Below are 16,746 nucleotides of genomic sequence, written 5' to 3'. Positions count from 1 at the left end.
TTTTGGCAACTGCAGCAACATCATCTCAGTGCCGAGGAACTCCCAGCCATGCGTGCCCGGGGGCTCCTGACGGCTGAAGCGGAACTGTGGCAGGGCTCGACCGCTGCCGCTGGACCACAGGAGATACGGAGGAGGGTCTCGATTGTCAGCCCTTCATGCACACGTGGAGCGCCGGACGATGGCAGACGCTGATCGACGTGGCGCACCACCCCTGGACGGCCCGGGGCAGCCGGCCCCCAGGACCCTCGCCGACCACCTGGCGAACTACGCCCTGCTCACACCCGACGCGCCGGCCATCCAGCATGGCGATGCCGTGCTGACCTACGCCGAACTCGACGAACGGGCCACGCGGCTCGCGATCCGGCTGCGAGACCTGGGCGTCGCGCAAGGAACGCGGATCGCGGTGGAGGTCCCGCGCTCGATCGACCATTTCGTGGCGCTCCTGGCCGTCTTCCGGGCCGGCGGGACCCACGTCCCGATCGATCCGGGCCAGCCGGCCGAGCGCCGGCGGACGATCGTCGAAGCCGCACAGGTCCACGCACTCATCGGTCCAGGCCTGAGCATCGAACGCCCGTCGTCGTTCGCGGCGGTGGCGGCGCCTGATACGCGTGACGCCCGCGACATCGCCTACATCATCCACACGTCGGGCTCGACCGGTACGCCCAAGGGCGTGATGGTGAGCCACGAGGCGTTCCTCCACCACCTGACGACAGTCCGGGACGTCTACGGCTGCGGCTCCGGCGATCGCATCCTGATGCTGGCGGGCCCGGTCTTCGACGTGTCACTGGAGCAGGTCGGCCTCGCGGTCCTCAGCGGGGCCACGCTCGTCCTGCCCGACGCCGATTTCTGGATGCCGCAGGAGATTCCGGACAAGATCGCGGAGCTGGGCGTCACGGTGGCTGACATCTCTCCGGCCTACCTCCGCGAGACGCTCCCCCACGTCGAACGCCGCGATCCCCGGCTGCACACCCTGCGGCTGCTGAACATCGGCAATGACGTCATCCGCTACGGAGACCTCCAGGAGTGGTTCGCCAAGGACGTTCCGGCGGACGTCATCTGCTGCTACGGACCCACCGAGGGCACGATCACCGCCACGGTGTACCCGGTCACTCCGGCGATGGCTGAGGGGAAGAACCCGTCAGTGTCGGTCCCGATCGGGTCGCCGCTCCCCGGGACCCGTGTCCATGTGCTGGACGAACAGCTGCACCCCGTCGGGGACGGCGCTGTCGGGGAACTGTTCATCTCCGGGCCGCGAGTCGCCGCCGGCTATCTGAACCGCGCCGAGGAGACCGCCGCCCGCTTCCTGCACGACCCGTTCGCGGGTGAGTCCGGTACACGCATGTACCGGACCGGGGACATGGTCCGCAGGCGGCCGGACGGCGTTCTCGAGTTCCACGGCAGGCGGGACGGCCAGGTCAAGATCCGTGGCTTCCGGGTCGAACTCGGCGAGGTGGAGCACGCCCTGCGTACTCGTCCGGGCGTCCGCGCGGCTCACGCGCAGGCCGAAAAGGACGGCGACGAGGTCGCGATCACGGCTTACGTCGTGGGGGAGGTGGATCTGCGGGAGCTCGCCGAGGACCTCCGCAAGCGGCTCCCGGACCACATGGTCCCGTCGAAGTGGGCAACGCTGGACGCGCTGCCTCTCACGCCCGGGGGCAAGGTCGACCGGGCGGCGCTGCCCGCTGCGGGGCGTATCGTCGCCGACCCGACGGGGGCCCGGTCCTTCTCTCGCACCGAAGCCGAGCTCTCGGACATCTGGGAGTCGCTGCTGGGCACTGCCCCAGCCACCGGGCGGGACGACTTCTTCGATCTCGGTGGCGATTCGCTGAAGATCTCACGTCTCAGTGCGCGGATCGCCGCGGTGTTCGGAGTCCGGGTTCCGCTGCGTCAACTCATGCAGCACAGCCGTCTGTCGGATCTCACGGAGCTGGTGGATGCCCTGGTACGGCGCGACTCCGCCCGTCCCGCCGCCGAGGAGATCTTCAAGACGCGTTCCGCAGCGTTCGACGTGACGGTCACGGTCAGCGATCCAGGATTCCTCGGGACGCCGATCAGTCACCGTCGCACCTGGATGCTGGAACGTTCCCTCAGCGAATTCCAGTCGGACCTGGAGCATCTGGACCGGCTCGTCGCGTCGCAGAAACGCGGCGTCGACCGACCTGCCATCAACGGGTCCTGGGATCGCAGCGGAGCTCGCTACACACCCTCGCAGCTGGTCATCGAGGGCCAGGAGGTCATGCAGGACTGGGAGCGCCCGCTCATGCGGGCGATGGCGGCCCACGTCACCGAGAGCCATGGGCACGTGCTGGAGGTGGGCTTCGGCATGGGAATCTCGGCCACCTTCATCCAGGAGTTCGGGGCAGCCTCCCACACGGTCATCGAGCCGAACGAGGACGTCATCGGCGCGTTCGAACGGTGGCGCGAAGGCTACCCGGACCGCGACATCCGGCTGGTGCGCGGGTTCTGGGACGACGTGATCGACCAGCTCGGCCAGTTCGACGCGATCTTCTTCGACACCTATCCGACCAACGAGCGCGAGTATCGCGACACGGTCGTGCACAGCACCAACTACGCGGAGAACTTCTTCGAGGCGGCCGCCGCCCATCTTCGGACCGGAGGCGTCTTCTCCTACTACACCAACGAGATCGACACCGTCGGACGCTCCCACCAGCGCAGCCTGCTCCGGCATTTCTCCTCGTTCTCGGTGGAGGTGGTGCGTGATCTCGCACCGCCGAGCGACTGCACCTACTGGTGGGCCGACTCGATGGTCGCCGTCAAAGCCGTTAAGTGAGAGAGGCGGATACACGCATGCCCCCCAAGACGCTCGTGACCTATGAACTGAGCGAAGAAGACATCAAGGCGTTCGACGCCGTCATCGACGACATCGTGCGAGCGGGGCACGACCCGAGGTCCGGTGACCTGTACGACCTCGCCTGGCGGTATCTGGCCGGCGTCCCCGCGGGTCTGCGCGAGGCGCTGAGCGCCTTCCGCAACGCGGAGACCGGTAGCGCGTTCGCCATCCGAGGCTTCCGCCTGGACCCGGACGCGATCGAGCCCACCCCGCTGAGCTGGGCCCACGCCGACTCGTTGCGGAGGGAGGAACTGTTCCTCGCGCTCACCGGCATGTGCCTCGGCGAGGTTTACGGTTGGTCGACCCTCCAGAACGGCAGCCTGATCCAGAACGTCCTGCCCCTGCCGGGCGTCGAGCAGGAGCAGAGCGGCCACAGCAGTGACGTCCTGCTCGGGTGGCACACCGAGGACGCGTTCCATCCCTATCGGTGCGACTATGTCGGCCTGCTCTGCATCCGTAACCTCGACCGGGTTCCCACGACGGTCGCCTCGATCCGGGACGTCGAGCTCAGCGAAGACGCCAAGAAGATCCTCTTCGAGCCCCGTTACGTGATCTATCCCGACACCGAGCACCTGGGCCAGGTCGAGGACGACGGGTCCCATTTCGGACTGTCGGAGATCCAGAAGCTGCGCGACAACCCGGAGCCCGTGGCCGTCCTCTTCGGTCACCCCGATGAGCCCTACCTGCGACTCGACCCCTTCTACATGACGACCTCCGGGACCGACCCCGAGGCCGAGGAGGCGCTCAAGGAGATCTGCGAGAAGCTCATGGTCTCCGAGTACGACGTCGTTCTCGAACCCGGCGACATCGTCTACGTCGACAACTTCACCGCGGTGCACGGCCGACGTCCCTTCCGCGCGAGGTACGACGGACGTGACCGCTGGCTCAAGAAGCTCACGGTGACAAGGAACCTTCGCGCTTCGCGCGGTCTGCGCCGCTCGTCCTCCTGCCGAGTGATCGGCTGAGGCCGGGGATCCGATGCGTCCGGCGCTGCCCGCGACGAGGCCGGCGGTGGGAGACCGACCCGTGAGGACTGCGCCCAGGCCGCGGGCGCAGTCCGCCCGGACGGTGCCACGGCCGGCACCAGAGGGTGCGCGGGAGCCTGCGGTTCCATCACGCCGCATCGCTCACTCCATGACCGGGCGGGCCGGCGTACGTCCGTGAGAACGCGGAGCGGAAGACCCTGCGCAGCCACCACGACCACGGCTCGCAGCGGTTGCCGGACCCCGAACGCGACCACGCGACCCCGCAGGACGCCCTGAGCGATGTCCTCCCGACCACCCTGTCCCAAGAGACCGCACGTCGCTCTGTCCCGACGGCTTTTCCCCCCGGGGGGACCGCGCCGAGGGCGACCCGTGCGCGATCTCCCGTGACGGATTCGCCCGGACCAGGGGCCTGCCGGCGGCCCGCACGTCCAGCATCCCGGTCACGCCCGAGTACTCGTCCGAAGAACAGATCCGCTTCAGCGACCTCGTCCGCTCCGTCCTCTCCGGAGAGAAGTCATGCGTCCCTGCCTCCTGCTCGTCGATGGCCGGCCCGGCACCTTCACCGATCACGTCCTGAGCCGGGACGATCTCGACCTCGTCCTCCTGAGGTTCGAGGAGCACCTCTCCGCACTGCCCACCGACCACCTGCTGCGCACGGCGGACATCCCCACGTTCACCATCGCCGCCGACGCCGACATCCGGCGGGAGGCTGAGCGCTACCTCACCTGGGTGGCGGGGCTCCCGGCACGACCGGCCCACTTCTGCAACCCACAGGAGCCCCTGCAGGAGATCTCCCACCGGTTCGCCGGCCTCGTCGGCCTGCCGCACCTCGACGCCGAGCAGGTCTCCTGGGTCCGGGACAAGACCGCGATGAAGCGGCGGTTCCGGGAAATCGGCATCCCCTGCGCGGAGTTCGCCGAGGTCACGGACGGCGACGACGTCCTCGGCTTCGCCGCCGCGCACGGCTGGCCGCTCATCCTCAAGCCGGTCGACGGCTGGTCTTCCATCGACACCTACAAGCTCGACGACGAGCACGATCTCGCGAGGCTCCTTCCCCTGCCTCCCTCACGGCGGTGGATGGTGGAGGAGTTCCTCACCGGACGCGAGTACCAGTTGTGCGCGCTCGTCGCTCAGGGCCGGGTCCTCGACACCTACGTCTCGTGGACGCCGTGCGCGCTGCTGGAGACCGTCCACGGCGGCATCAACGGCTCCATCAGCCTCGGCGTCGACGACGAACTGGGCACCGACGAGCAGGAACTGGTCCGGAAACTGGTGCAGCGCATCGTCGACGGAATGCGCATCGACCACGGCTACCTGCACATGGAGTTCTTCCGATCGGACGACGGCGGCATCCACATGAGCGAGGTGGGAGCCAGGCTCGCCGGCTGCGAGCTGCCCTCCAACCATGGGCTCGCCCGGAACTTCGACATGATGGCCGCGACACTCGACACCTACCTGGGCCGCGTGCCCTCGCTGGAGTACTCGGCGCCCCGCTGCGCCGGAGACCTGTTGCTCCCCTACAAGCCCGGTCGCGTCGTCAAGGTCACGCCCCTGGAGACGCTGCTCTCCATGCCCGGGGTGGTGCGCGGCCGGATGAACGTGGCGAGCGGCGACGACCTGCCGGATCAGCGGGCCTCCCACGCCTCCGCCGGTTACGTGCAGATCGTCGGCCCGTCCCGTCAGATCGTGGAGGACCGGATGAACGGGGTCCTGGACGCCTTCGAACTGGTGACGGAGGACCCGTCATGAAGGCCTCCGCCTGCGGCCGACTCTTCCAGTGACAGCAGGACCCCCGCCGCGAACAGGGCGAACGACCCGCCTGACGCGCCGCTCACGCGTCCCGGAGATCACCCGAATGCGTCTTACATTGCCCGACCAGACAAGGTTGATGTTCGATGACAATCCTCACCAGTAATGCATTCAGCGACGAAGCCTCACCCTGTCCGTCTGGTCCCGTCGTAGCGCTCGCGACCGAAGACGACCGGGAATTCTTGAGAAGCATTTTCGCGTCAAGTCTCGACCCTTTCTACGACGGGGATCACGAGGCGCACGCGGACAGGGTCCTCGACGCTCATCTCGCCGCGGGAACCGACAGCTACGGCCATTTCTCAGTGGCGCAGCGAACTTTCGTCCTCTGGTCGGACGGCTCTCCGCGAGCGCAGCGACTGGGTGTCCTGCACCTCGCGGTCAAACGGCAGGGAACTGTCAAGATCAGCCCGCTGATCCTGATTCCGAGCCATCGCCGGCGCGACGGTCTCGGGACCGTACTCCTCCGTACCGCCCTGGATTTCGCCTGGGAGCAGGGCGCTCGGCAGCTCTACTGCACGGTCGCCGCGGAGAACACACCGGCCATCACGTTCTTCACGCGCCACGGGTTCAGGCTCGCCGGGGAGTCGCCGAGCCAGTACAAGCCCGGCATGACCGAGCTGATCCTCTACCGCGGACTCGTTCCGGCAGACGGCGAGTCACCGTGTGACCTGCGCATGCGCCTGTTCGAGGACGGCGACGCGGCCGTGGTGCGCGATCTCATCCTGGATACGATGCCCAGTGCCTTCCAGGGCGTGGACGACGACTGGGTCCGGGCGCTGTTCGACGGCCACAAGCGCCGTTTCGGCAGGGACCTCAATCAGAAATACAAAATAATCCACGTGGCGGTCGACTCGTCCGGGGCGATCCAGGGAACCGTCGCCGCCGGCCCCAAGAAGGGCGACCCGGTGAAGCTCATGCCGCTGTGCGCGAAGTCAGGCGAAGCGTTCGGCTTCATGCTCGACGAGATCCCCCGGCTCTTCGGAACCCTGGGCCGGAAGCTCTATACGCATCTCCCGGCGTCACCCGCGATCACTGCCCTCATGCAAGGGAGTGGATGGCGGCTCGAAGGGCTCATGCCCGCGGCCTACCATCCGGACTGGTGCACCGTCCAGTGGAGCCTCTGCCTGTGAAAGCCTCCGGTGGCCAACGAGGTTCGTCATTTCGCCCAGACGAAAGGGCAACGCATGCCTGACAGCCCACCCGCCGAGGCCGCGATCGTCGGAGCAGGGGTCGTCGCCGGTGATTCACTCGGACACGGAAGAGACGGTAGGGAATTGAAAACGCGTCGCGCTCCGCGGACCTCGCCCGACACCTGGTTCCGCTGCCCCCGGCCCCTGCCCGGTGCCCAGGCGCGGCTCGTCTGTTTCCCGCACGCGGGCGGCTCCGCCGCGGCCTACCGTTCCTGGACCATGGGACCCGACATCGAGGTGCTCGGTGTCCAGTATCCGGGTCGGGCCGATCGTTTCGGAGACCCGTTCCCCGAGGACCTGGAGCAGCTCGGCCGCGAGGTCGGCGAAGCGATCGCCACGCTGGACGAGCGCCCGACGGCCCTGTTCGGGCACAGCCTGGGTGCTCTGGTCGCCTATGAGGCGGCTCGTCATCTCGAGGAGATCGGTCGGGCCCCCGTTCATCTCTTCGCCTCGGCGTGCCGCTCGCCGCAGGTCGCCGACAGCAGGCCACCCATCGCAGGGCTGGACGACGCGACCTTCGCCGCAGAACTGACAAAGATGGGAGGCACCGATGCTCTGGTCCTGGAGGATCCGGAGCTGCGCGATCTGGTCCTGCCCTACATCCGCGCTGATTTCACCCTGCTCGAGGCCTACGCGCCCCTGGCGGAACCCCTCGCAGTGACACCGGTTCTGGCGCTCGGCGCGGTAGCCGACCCCTACGCGACCGACGCGGAGATGGCCGAATGGTCGGGGGCCACACAGGCCGAGTTCCGGATGAGGAAATTCGCCGGAGACCACTTCTATCTGTTCCCGAGACAGAAGGAGGTACTCGCCACCCTCCGCGCCGCCCTGGGCATGCAGGAGGCCCGGGACTGAACGGCAAGAGCAGGCTCCCCTGGCCTGGGCTCCTGCTGCGGGCGTGACAGGGGCCGCGTAGCGGCGAGGGAAGGCGAGCACGCGGCGACCAGCCGCGGGAGCGCGTCGTCGGGAGAACCTGGACGACGTCGCTGCGGCGCTACTGCTTGCCGGGCATGTCGGCGACGGCCTCGAACTGGGTGCGGACCGCGTCGGCCTGTACCACGACGCCCCCGGCGAGCTGCGGCCGGCGCGTGGTCCTATGCCAATGGTCTGCAGGGACCGGTCAACGGCGTCACACGTCGTCGGCTCGTTGCCGCACGGAAGTCCTCTACGGACGGTGACCCTGACGTGGATGCTGCCCACCAGGGACGACCCACTGCCGACTGCAGCGACTGTGGCAGCAGCCCCAGTGGCACCATTCCACGCGAGCAGTGCTGCGGTGACTACAGCAATGAGCCCCGTGAGCGCTGCGACCCAGCCCGGTGCGGCCGACCCGTCGATGCACCGTGCCATCGACTGACTGATCGTTTGAGAATGATTCCGGCCGAGAGCAGCAATCCTGTTGGGACTTGTACAGCTGAGTTGGCACCTTGGCCTATGGCCTTGTGTGTGCGGCTTGGTCCGGACCGGTCGGAACGTAGGAGTGGATGGATGGGCGTAATGCGGAGCAGGAGTGCTGGGAGCTGCGGTCGTGGGCCGGTGTGGGTCCGTTGCAGTTCGGGATGTCTCCGGCCGAGGTCGCCCAGGCGCTTTTGGTCCCTGGACCGCAGGAACGGGTTGGCGGTCCGTATGCGCAGGAGGACTTCCCGGATGGGGTGAAAGCGTTCTACGACGCGGGCAAGCTCGCCTGTGTTGCGCTGGATGCGGTCACCGGTCCGCAGGTCTTCCTGTCTGGCTTCCCATTGGGGGGAAGCGATCCGGAGCAGGGCCGGCAGTTCCCGCTTGACCACGCTGCGGAGCATGGGAGCTGTCTGCTCCACACGCCTGATGACTCGCTTTCCCTGACTGGTCTCGGGGTTCTTTTGCGCTCGCAGCAGGTCGGGGCAGCGCGCCTGACCCGTCCGCTCTTCGTGAAGGAGGAGTGGTTGGAGTCGGAGTACTTCCGAGACCACCTTCCGCTGGAGGGCGCTCGGGCTGAGCGCTCGATCTGGCGAACTGACGCCAGACCCTGCATGCAAGTCGCGCTGAGATGCCGCGGGTCTTGTACTCGACGATCTCGGTCGGCAGGGTGTCCGGGTGCGTGCTGATCTTGTTCCGGACGACCTGTGGGATCGGGTGGCCCCGTTGCTGCCGCCCCTCCCGAACGACGCCACCGGCATCCCGGGCGGTTGCGTGTACCTGACCGAACAGCACTCGCCGGCGTCCTGTTCGTGCTGCGGACCGGTGTCGCCTGGCGGGACGTGCCGGCGGAGACTGTGGGCTGTTGGGCGTCGTTGATCCACCCAGCCGCCGCAAGCAGGGAGGTCGCTCCGGCCGGAACCGCGCACGCGGTCAGCGCGAGCACGACGACTGGGGCGTGCCGTACGCCGCGCGGATCTCGCGGGTCGGGCACCTCGGCCGGCCGCTCCAGCAGGCCTGGGATCTCCTCGGGTACGGCCCCGGGATGCTCGCGGAGTTGGTCAAAGACGGGCGGGATCGGCGATCACGCACCGCAGGCACGGTTCATTCGCCCGCGACGTCCTCGGCCTCCCAGCGCAGCAGGTCGCCCGGCTGGCACTTGAGCACCTCACAGAGCGCGGCGAGCGTCGCGAAGCGCACCGCCCTGGCGCGGCCGTTCTTGAGGACCGCCAGGTTGGCGGGCGTGATCCCCACGCGGTCCGCGAGTTCGCCCACGGACATCTTCCGCCTCGCCAGCATCACGTCGATGTCGACGACGATCGGCATCAGATCACCTCGTCCAACTCGGCCTGCATCTGCGCCGCTTCGACATCGCGCGCGACGGCCTGGGCGAGCAGCATCCGCAGCACGAGCACGATGAGCGCGACCCCCAGGATGGCCACACCGACCCCGCCCATGATGACGGTGACGCCCGGGTCGTCACGCTGGCCCGGCGCATTGATGACCGTGACCGCGAACCACAGGAGGGCCGCCGCCACGATCGCGCCGATCACGGCGTCCACGTACCGGAAGGCGGCGTGGGAGAACACGGTTCCGCGTCGCACCATCGCCACCAGCCGCCATACGCAGACCAGGGCGACCTGGGCCGCCACCATGCCCAGGATCGTGATCACGCGCAACGGGGTCAGCGGGAGCGACCCATCCTCCGGGTCGCTCCCGCTGACCAACACCCACACCATCGATGCCTGCACGAACACCGTGCCGGCCAGCACCACCACGAGCACGGCACGCAGCGCACGCACTGCCAGCTTTCCCATCGACCCATCCTTCCAACGAGTTGCGATGGAAATCTATCGAGATTCGATAGATGGAGCAAGGGTCGAAGTCGGCCTCGCTGAGCACAAACCGGACGCCGCTCGACCACGCCGAAGCCCTGGCAGGGGGGACCACGCCGCCGACCGCCGGCGGCCGCGCATCCGTACGGAAGACCGGGCTTTCGGGCAGGTCCGAGCCGGGCTCCGGGCTGCACTCGACTCGGTGGTCGTTCGTCGGTCGTCCGAAGCCGGTGGCGACGGAGCACGACGACACCGTCCTGCTCGGTGCCGGTGGTGCGGGGCACCGGTCCGAACGCGGTGCCGGTGCAGCCGTCGACGGCCTTGCCGGGCAGCAGGTCGGCCCCGCCCTGTGGTCGGATTCCTCGACCTGTTCGCCATCCCCGCCGGCACCCCGGCCTTCCGCACCGCCCTGGTGCACATGCCGCTGAACCTGCTCGTGACCGCCGCCTACGTCGTCAACTTCCTGGCGCCACGGCGACCACACCGGCGGCGCGAGCGTCGGGATCGGACGGCTCGTCCTGTCCGCGCTCGGCGTGGCGGTGCTCGGTGTCGCGGCATTCCTGGACGGCAAGCTCGCCTACCGCTACGGCGTGCGCGTCGCCGACGAAAGCACCCAGGCCGAGGGATACACGCCCGGCCGTAGGAAGGCGCCGTGAAGGCCTTCCTACGGCGGCTCACTCGGCGGCGCGCTTCCAGGCGGCCTCGCGCAGCAGCCGCAGACCGTTCAGACCGACGATGACGGTGGAACCCTCGTGGCCGGCTACACCGAGCGGGAGCGGGAGGTGCCCGGCCAGGTCCCACACCACGAGGCCGGTGATGAAGACGGAGGCGATGACCAGATTCTGCACCACGAGCTTGCGGGCCCGGCGGGAGAGGGAGATCACGGCGGGGATGGTCGCCAGCTCGTCGCGGACGATCACCGCGTCGGCGGTCTCCAGGGCGAGGTCGGAGCCGGCCCGGCCCATGGCGACGCCGGTGTGCGCGGCGGCCAGGGCGGGGGCGTCGTTGACGCCGTCGCCGACGACCATCACCTTGCGCCCGGTGTCCGCGACCGCCCTGACCGCCGCCACCTTGTGCTCGGGCAGCAGGCCGGCGCGCACGTCCTCGATGCCGACCTCGGCGGCGAGGCGGGCGGCGGCACGCTGGTTGTCGCCGGTCAGCAGTGTGGGGGCCGTTCCGGTGAAGGAGGTCAGCGCGTGGACGGTGGTGGCGGCGTCGGCGCGGAGCCGGTCCGCGATGCCGAGAACGCCCACGGGCTTCCCGTCCGCCGTGACCAGTACGGCGGTCCGGCCGTCGTCCTCCAGCCCGGCGACAAGGGCTGCGGCCGGCGCGGAGCGGGTGTCCGTCTCCTGGGGCAGCAGGCGGGCCGGTGTGCCGACCTCGAGCCGACGGCTGTCCACGATCGCACGCACTCCGATGCCCGGGGTGGAGTCGAAGTTCTCGGCCACGGGGAGGTCGAGTCCTCGCTCGCGGGCGGCGTCCACCACGGCGCGGGCCAGCGGGTGCTCGCTCGGGTGCTCGGCAGCGGCCGTCAGCCTCAGCAGCTCCTCCTCGGTCATGCCGGAGCCGGCCAGGGGCCGGATGTCGGTGACGCGCGGGGTGCCCTCGGTCAGCGTGCCGGTCTTGTCCAGCGCCACCGCGTCGACCTCGCCAAGACGTTCCATGACCACGGCGGACTTGACGAGGACGCCGTGTCGTCCGGCGTTGGCGATGGCCGACAGGAGCGGCGGCATGGTCGCCAGCACGACCGCGCAGGGCGATGCGACGATCATGAAGGTCATGGCCCGCAGCAGCGAGGCGGTGAGGTCCGCGCCGAAGGCGAGCGGCACGAGGAACACACCGAGGGTCGCCGCCACCATGCCCAGCGAGTAACGCTGTTCGACCTTCTCGATGAACAGCTGGGTCGGCGCCTTGGTCTCCGACGCCTCCCCGACCATGCGGACGATCCGGGCGATCACGGAGTCGGAGGCGTCACGCTCGACCCGCAGCCGCAGGGCGCCGGTGCCGTTCAGGGTTCCGGCGAAGACCTCGTCGCCCTGCTCCTTCGCGACCGGCAGCGGTTCACCGGTGATGGTGGCCTGGTCGACCTCGCTCGCCCCGTCCGACACCCGGCCGTCGGCGCCGATGCGTTCACCGGGCCGTACGAGAATCGTGTCGCCGACGGCGAGACCCTCGACCGGAACGGTCTCCTCCGCGCCGTCGTCCGCCAGCCTCGTGGCCGTGGCCGGGGCCAGGTCGAGCAGGCCGCGCACGGAGTCGGCCGTCCGGGCGGTTGCCAGTGCCTCCAGTGCGCCCGAGGTCGCGAAGATGACGATCAGCAGAGCCCCGTCCATCACCTGCCCGATCGCCGCCGCCCCGAGCGCCGCGACGACCATCAGCAGGTCGACGTCGAGGGTCTTCTCCCACAGCGCCTGCAGGCCGGCCCGGCCCGGTTCCCAGCCGCCGGCCGCGTAAGTCAGTGCGTACAGCGGACCCCACGCCCACGCCGCGGCGCCCGTCAGCTGCAGGGACAGCGCGATCAGGAAGAGGACGAGGGCAGCCGCCGCCCAGCGGGCCTCGGGCAAGGCGAGGACACGGGTACGGCGCCGGGGCGCACCACCGCCGTGTGGGGACGCGGCAGCCTTGTCGGCCGCGGGCGCAGTAAGGATGGAAGTCATGGGAGCGGGAGAGTCCTTCACGACGGCACGGCAGGACAGCGGACCGCCGGGCAGCGCGGCACCGCTCCCCCCACCGTACAGGACCGCATGAAGAGGCATTCATGCGTTCATGTGTTGTGCTCCGTAGGATGAAGGCCATGGGCCACGGAGACACAGGCAAGACCACCGGCAGCGCGCGCCAGCGCCTCGAAACCGTCGGCGCCGCTGATGTGGCCGCCACCCTCCAGGCGCTGGCCACCCCTTCACGGCTGCGGATCCTGGCCCGCCTCCAAGAGGGCCCCTGCGCGGCGACCGACCTCGCCGACGCCGTCGGCATGGAACAGTCCGCCTGCTCCCACCAGCTGCGCCTGCTGCGCAACCTCGGCCTGGTCACCGGCGAACGCCGCGGCCGCTCCATCATCTACGCGCTCTACGACAACCACGTCGCCGAACTGCTGGAACAGGCTCTTTACCACGTCGAGCACCTGCGCCTCGGCCTGCGCGACGCCGCGGCCACCACGGTGGCCGCGGCCGAGGCGCGCTGAGCAGACCTCGGGACCACCTCACCCCGGGACCGTGACCGGCGCCGAAGTCGGGCACCCGGACCATTGCAGGCGAGCCACCAGCGCCCCGCACAGGCGCCCTTGAGCGGCGGCCACTGCGAGCCACGGCCTTGATCCCTGTCGCCGGCTCGACGGACCACCGGTGACGCCGCCGGGCCGAACCGGCGGACAAGGTCCTCGGGGGTAACGAAGGGTGAGCTGACGGCACCCTCGGTTGACGCACGCGAAGGGCTCCCCAGGGCAGATGAAATCACCTAAGTTATTCCGATTAGGATGGATTTGACGGATGTAGATCGCTCCAGGTCCACATCCGATCGCATGTGGCCCAGCGGGTACCTGACGGTGAGCGGAGGCGACAGTCGGCAGTGGTGGATACCAGAAGCGGCGATGCGGACAACACCGGCCCGTCCATACCCCCCGTCCCCCATCCGCTGCACCAACCGCAGAGCCTGCGGACCATACGGGCCGTAAGGCCCCCGGAGCGACTGCGCATGCGGATGCGGCTGCTCGACGCCGTCGACGAGGACCGGCGCGATGTCGAAGTGCTGCTGACCGCGCTCCAGCAGGCGGTGGCCGAGGTGCAGGGCCTGGGGGGCATGGTGCATCTCCCGGGCGGCGGCATGAGCGGCATCCTCTACATGGTCGCCGGAAGTGGTCTGCCGGAGTCGATGACCCGGCCCTGGCTGATCATCCCGGTGCGGGGCACGGCGCCGCCCAGCCGAGCCGCCCGCCACGACACCACCACCTGGCAGCCCGACCTGGCCCCGCCCGACCCCGTGCCCGGCCGGGACCCCGCCGCCCTGTGGCCTTCCCGGCTCCCCGTCGGCATCGGCCACCTGGCCGTCCCCGTTCCGGGCTGTGGCCGGCGACGCGGCGCGCTCTCCGTCCTCTTCGCCCCGGGCGACGAGCCCGGCGCGACGGAGTCCGTGTTTCTGGAAGAGGTGGCGGTCTGGATGTCCGGGAGACTCGCGTCGTCCGGGATCCTCAACCCGTCCGCCACCCTGCTGCGGGCCCTGGAGAACGAGCCTGGACCGCGCGAGCCCGCCCCTCCGTGGGACGTGGAAGGCGTGCCCTCCGTCACGTACACCTGGGACCTGCGCACCGGCGAGCTGACCTCCGACCGGCCCGTCGAGGAGGTGCTCGCCGGCATCGATCCGGAGGTGATGAGCGGGGGCATCGAGGCGTGGGCGGCGCTGATCCACCCGGACGACCTACCAGGGGCGGTAGCGGGTTTCGACACGGGAATCCAGCTCCGCGGCGGCTTCCAGAACGAGTACCGCGTCCGGCGCCAGGACGGCACGTACCTCTGGATCGAGGCGCGTGCCCGGACGATCACGGACGGGGAAGGGGCGCCGGTCAAGGTGATCGGCACCCTCCGGGACAGCAGCGAAACGCACGCTGCCGCCGAGTCGGTGGGCCGGGCGCTGCGCCACATGAGCGACGGCTTCGTCTCCCTGGACACGGACTGGCGCATCGGATTTCTCAACCAGGCCGCCGAGCGGCTCCTCGGCGCCGCGGGGGACGTGGCCGGAGCCCTGCTGTGGAACATCCCCGCGGTACGTGCCGTGCCCGGGCTGAGGGAACGCTGCCAGGCGACGGCGGCCGAGGGCCGGCCGGCCGGATTCGACGTACCGGGGGCGGACGGGACGTCCTGGTACCACCTGCGGCTGGTGCCGGTGCCGGAAGGCCTCACGCTCTACATCACCGACACCACCGAGCGGCATCTGCGCGAGGTCGAGCGGGCCGCCGCGGAGCGGGCGTCCGCGGAGCGGGCGGCCCTGGTGCAGCGGGTCACGCGGGAGCTGGCCGAGGCCGTCACGGCGCAGGATGTGATGGCGGCGATGGCCGACGGCGTGATGACCCCCTTCGGGGCCGCGGGACTCATCATGCTCGACGTGGTCGGCGACCGGCTGAACGTGGTCGGCTCCCGCGGATACGCGGAGCGCTTCACCCGACTGCTGGACGGGCACTGGTCGGTGCGGGACACCATGAACCCGGTGGGAGACGCCCTGCACGCCCGCACCCCCCTCTTCATCTCCTCCTCGGAGGAGTTCCTGAAGCGTTATCCGGGGGCCGAGACCCTGATCCGGGAGAGCGACAAGCAGGCGTGGGCCTTTCTGCCGCTGGCGGTGTCGGGGCGCGAGATCGGCGCGGCGGTGATCTCCTTCGGCCGACCGCGGGTCCTGGACGACGACGAACGGACGCTGCTGACCGCGCTCAGCGGACTGGTCGCGCAGGCCCTGGAGCGAGCCGGACTGTACGACGAGGCGACGACCCGCGCCCGCACCCTCCAGCGCAGCCTGCTGCCACAGGCTCTGCCCACGCTGCCCGAGGTGACGACGGCGGCGCGCTACCACCCGGCCAAACAGGGAGCCGACGTCGGCGGCGACTGGTACGACGTGATCCCCCTCTCCGCGGCCAGGGTGGCGCTCGTGATCGGCGACGTCATGGGCCACGGCATGGCCGAGGCCGCCACCATGGGCAGGCTCCGCACAGCCGTCCGCACCCTCTCGGAGCTGGAGCTGCCGCCCGACGAAATCCTCGGCCACCTCAACGACATCGTCGGCGAGCTGGGCAACGACACCTTCGTGACCTGCATATACGGCATCTACGACCCGGTCAGCGGGTGTCTGTCGTACGCCAGCGCCGGTCAGCCGCCCCCGGCGGTGGCCCACCCCGACGGCACCGTCACCTTCCTGTCCATGACCCCGGACCCGCCCCTGGGGGTGGCCGCTCCGCCCTTCGAGACGCTGGAGACCCCACTGCCCGTCGGCAGCCTGCTCGCCCTGTACAGCGACGGCCTCGTCGAGAGCAAGGACAGGGATGTCACCACCGGCATGAACCACCTGGCCGAGCTCCTCTTCCAGTCCGTGAACGCCATGCCGGCGTCACGGGCGGACGCGTCCGATCTGGACGCCCTCTGTGCCTCCCTCACCTCCGCTCTCCTCCCCGCCCACGGCGCGCTGACGGACGACGCCGCCCTGCTGCTGGCCCGCACCCACCCGCTGGACGCGGAGAACGTCGCCGAGTGGCCGTTGCCCGAGGATCCGGTGGCTGCGGGCCGGGCCCGTGAGCTGGTCCGCGCCCAGCTCACCGACTGGGACCTGACCGATGAGGACATGGTCATGACAACCGAACTCCTGGTCAGCGAGCTGGTCGGGAACGTCATCCGGCACGCCTGCGGCCCCATGCGGCTGCGCATGCTCCGCAGCCGCGCACTGATCTGCGAGGTCTCCGACGCCAGCCTGACCACGCCGCACATCCGCCAGACCTCCGCCACCGACGAGGGCGGCCGCGGCCTGCAGCTCATCTCCGCGCTCTGCCAGCGCTGGGGCACCCGCCACACCCGTACCGGCAAGTCCATCTGGACCGAACAGCCCCTCCCCACCGCCTCGGTTTGACCTTCGACCTCGCACATCGCCGTTCGGCACCACGACGAACGGCCACCGCCGGGCGGACGTGCCCCGGCGGTGGCCTTCGG

At 69.7% G+C, this 16,746-nt stretch carries 11 protein-coding genes and 2 pseudogenes; 9 read left to right on the top strand and 4 right to left on the bottom strand.

The window, feature by feature from the left end; all coding sequences use genetic code 11:
• Positions 1–178 precede the first annotated feature (178 nt).
• From AB0L59_RS22190 to AB0L59_RS22165, 6 genes and pseudogenes are all read left to right on the top strand, one after another.
• A complete protein-coding gene (locus AB0L59_RS22190; RefSeq protein WP_365586246.1) occupies positions 179–2,791 on the top strand; it encodes an amino acid adenylation domain-containing protein in 2,613 nt (870 codons plus the stop codon).
• A gap of 17 nt (positions 2,792–2,808) precedes the next feature.
• On the top strand, positions 2,809–3,816 hold the full coding sequence (gntD, locus tag AB0L59_RS22185) for a guanitoxin biosynthesis L-enduracididine beta-hydroxylase GntD (RefSeq protein ID WP_365586243.1): 1,008 nt from the start codon (positions 2,809–2,811) through the stop codon (positions 3,814–3,816).
• Between the two features lie 537 nt (positions 3,817–4,353).
• Entirely contained in the window at positions 4,354–5,586 is a 1,233-nt protein-coding gene (locus AB0L59_RS22180; RefSeq protein ID WP_365586242.1) for an ATP-dependent carboxylate-amine ligase, read from the top strand.
• A gap of 146 nt (positions 5,587–5,732) precedes the next feature.
• Positions 5,733–6,776, top strand: a complete 1,044-nt coding sequence (locus AB0L59_RS22175; RefSeq protein WP_365586240.1) for a GNAT family N-acetyltransferase — start codon at positions 5,733–5,735, stop codon at positions 6,774–6,776.
• A 9-nt stretch (positions 6,777–6,785) separates the two neighbouring features.
• Positions 6,786–7,691, top strand: a complete 906-nt coding sequence (locus AB0L59_RS22170; RefSeq protein WP_365586237.1) for a thioesterase domain-containing protein — start codon at positions 6,786–6,788, stop codon at positions 7,689–7,691.
• Between the two features lie 1,218 nt (positions 7,692–8,909).
• Positions 8,910–9,097: pseudogene (locus tag AB0L59_RS22165) on the top strand (transposase); the annotation flags it as partial.
• On the opposite strand, the pseudogene AB0L59_RS22160 reads toward AB0L59_RS22165, so the two are convergent.
• From AB0L59_RS22160 to AB0L59_RS22150, 3 genes and pseudogenes are all read right to left on the bottom strand, one after another.
• Positions 9,097–9,177, bottom strand: a pseudogene (locus tag AB0L59_RS22160) (hypothetical protein); the annotation flags it as partial. The pseudogenes AB0L59_RS22165 and AB0L59_RS22160 overlap by 1 nt on opposite strands.
• A gap of 158 nt (positions 9,178–9,335) precedes the next feature.
• A complete protein-coding gene (locus tag AB0L59_RS22155; protein WP_365586234.1) occupies positions 9,336–9,557 on the bottom strand; it encodes a helix-turn-helix transcriptional regulator in 222 nt (73 codons plus the stop codon).
• Positions 9,557–10,048, bottom strand: a complete 492-nt coding sequence (locus tag AB0L59_RS22150; protein ID WP_365586231.1) for a DUF2975 domain-containing protein — start codon at positions 10,046–10,048, stop codon at positions 9,557–9,559. Before AB0L59_RS22150 ends, AB0L59_RS22155 begins: the two co-directional genes overlap by 1 nt.
• A 551-nt stretch (positions 10,049–10,599) precedes the next feature.
• Between AB0L59_RS22150 and AB0L59_RS22145 the strand changes: the two genes are divergently transcribed.
• Positions 10,600–10,722, top strand: coding sequence for a hypothetical protein (locus AB0L59_RS22145; protein ID WP_365586229.1), 123 nt, complete (start codon positions 10,600–10,602; stop codon positions 10,720–10,722).
• Between the two features lie 18 nt (positions 10,723–10,740).
• Here AB0L59_RS22145 and AB0L59_RS22140 read toward each other — a convergent pair whose 3' ends face one another.
• Positions 10,741–12,723, bottom strand: a complete 1,983-nt coding sequence (locus AB0L59_RS22140; RefSeq protein WP_365586227.1) for a heavy metal translocating P-type ATPase — start codon at positions 12,721–12,723, stop codon at positions 10,741–10,743.
• A 137-nt stretch (positions 12,724–12,860) separates the two neighbouring features.
• On the opposite strand from AB0L59_RS22140, the gene AB0L59_RS22135 reads away from it, so the two are divergent.
• Positions 12,861–13,247 carry a metalloregulator ArsR/SmtB family transcription factor gene (locus AB0L59_RS22135; protein ID WP_365586224.1) on the top strand — a complete coding sequence of 129 codons (387 nt, stop codon included), beginning with the start codon at positions 12,861–12,863 and terminating at the stop codon, positions 13,245–13,247.
• A 386-nt stretch (positions 13,248–13,633) separates the two neighbouring features.
• Positions 13,634–16,666 (top strand): SpoIIE family protein phosphatase, encoded by a 3,033-nt coding sequence (locus tag AB0L59_RS22130; RefSeq protein WP_365586221.1) that lies wholly within the window; start codon positions 13,634–13,636, stop codon positions 16,664–16,666.
• Positions 16,667–16,746 lie beyond the last annotated feature (80 nt).

It is taken from the genome of Streptomyces sp. NPDC052109, from assembly GCF_040680195.1.
Classification (GTDB): domain Bacteria; phylum Actinomycetota; class Actinomycetes; order Streptomycetales; family Streptomycetaceae; genus Streptomyces.
This window is presented reverse-complemented; position numbering and strand designations above follow the sequence as displayed.

Coding starts and splice junctions, on each gene's coding strand:
- AB0L59_RS22190 (WP_365586246.1), top strand. CDS start 179: ATGGCAGACGCTGATCGACGTGGCGCACCACCCCTGGACGGCCCGGGG.
- gntD (WP_365586243.1), top strand. CDS start 2,809: ATGCCCCCCAAGACGCTCGTGACCTATGAACTGAGCGAAGAAGACATC.
- AB0L59_RS22180 (WP_365586242.1), top strand. CDS start 4,354: ATGCGTCCCTGCCTCCTGCTCGTCGATGGCCGGCCCGGCACCTTCACC.
- AB0L59_RS22175 (WP_365586240.1), top strand. CDS start 5,733: ATGACAATCCTCACCAGTAATGCATTCAGCGACGAAGCCTCACCCTGT.
- AB0L59_RS22155 (WP_365586234.1), bottom strand. CDS start 9,557: ATGCCGATCGTCGTCGACATCGACGTGATGCTGGCGAGGCGGAAGATG.
- AB0L59_RS22150 (WP_365586231.1), bottom strand. CDS start 10,048: ATGGGAAAGCTGGCAGTGCGTGCGCTGCGTGCCGTGCTCGTGGTGGTG.
- AB0L59_RS22140 (WP_365586227.1), bottom strand. CDS start 12,723: ATGACTTCCATCCTTACTGCGCCCGCGGCCGACAAGGCTGCCGCGTCC.
- AB0L59_RS22135 (WP_365586224.1), top strand. CDS start 12,861: ATGGGCCACGGAGACACAGGCAAGACCACCGGCAGCGCGCGCCAGCGC.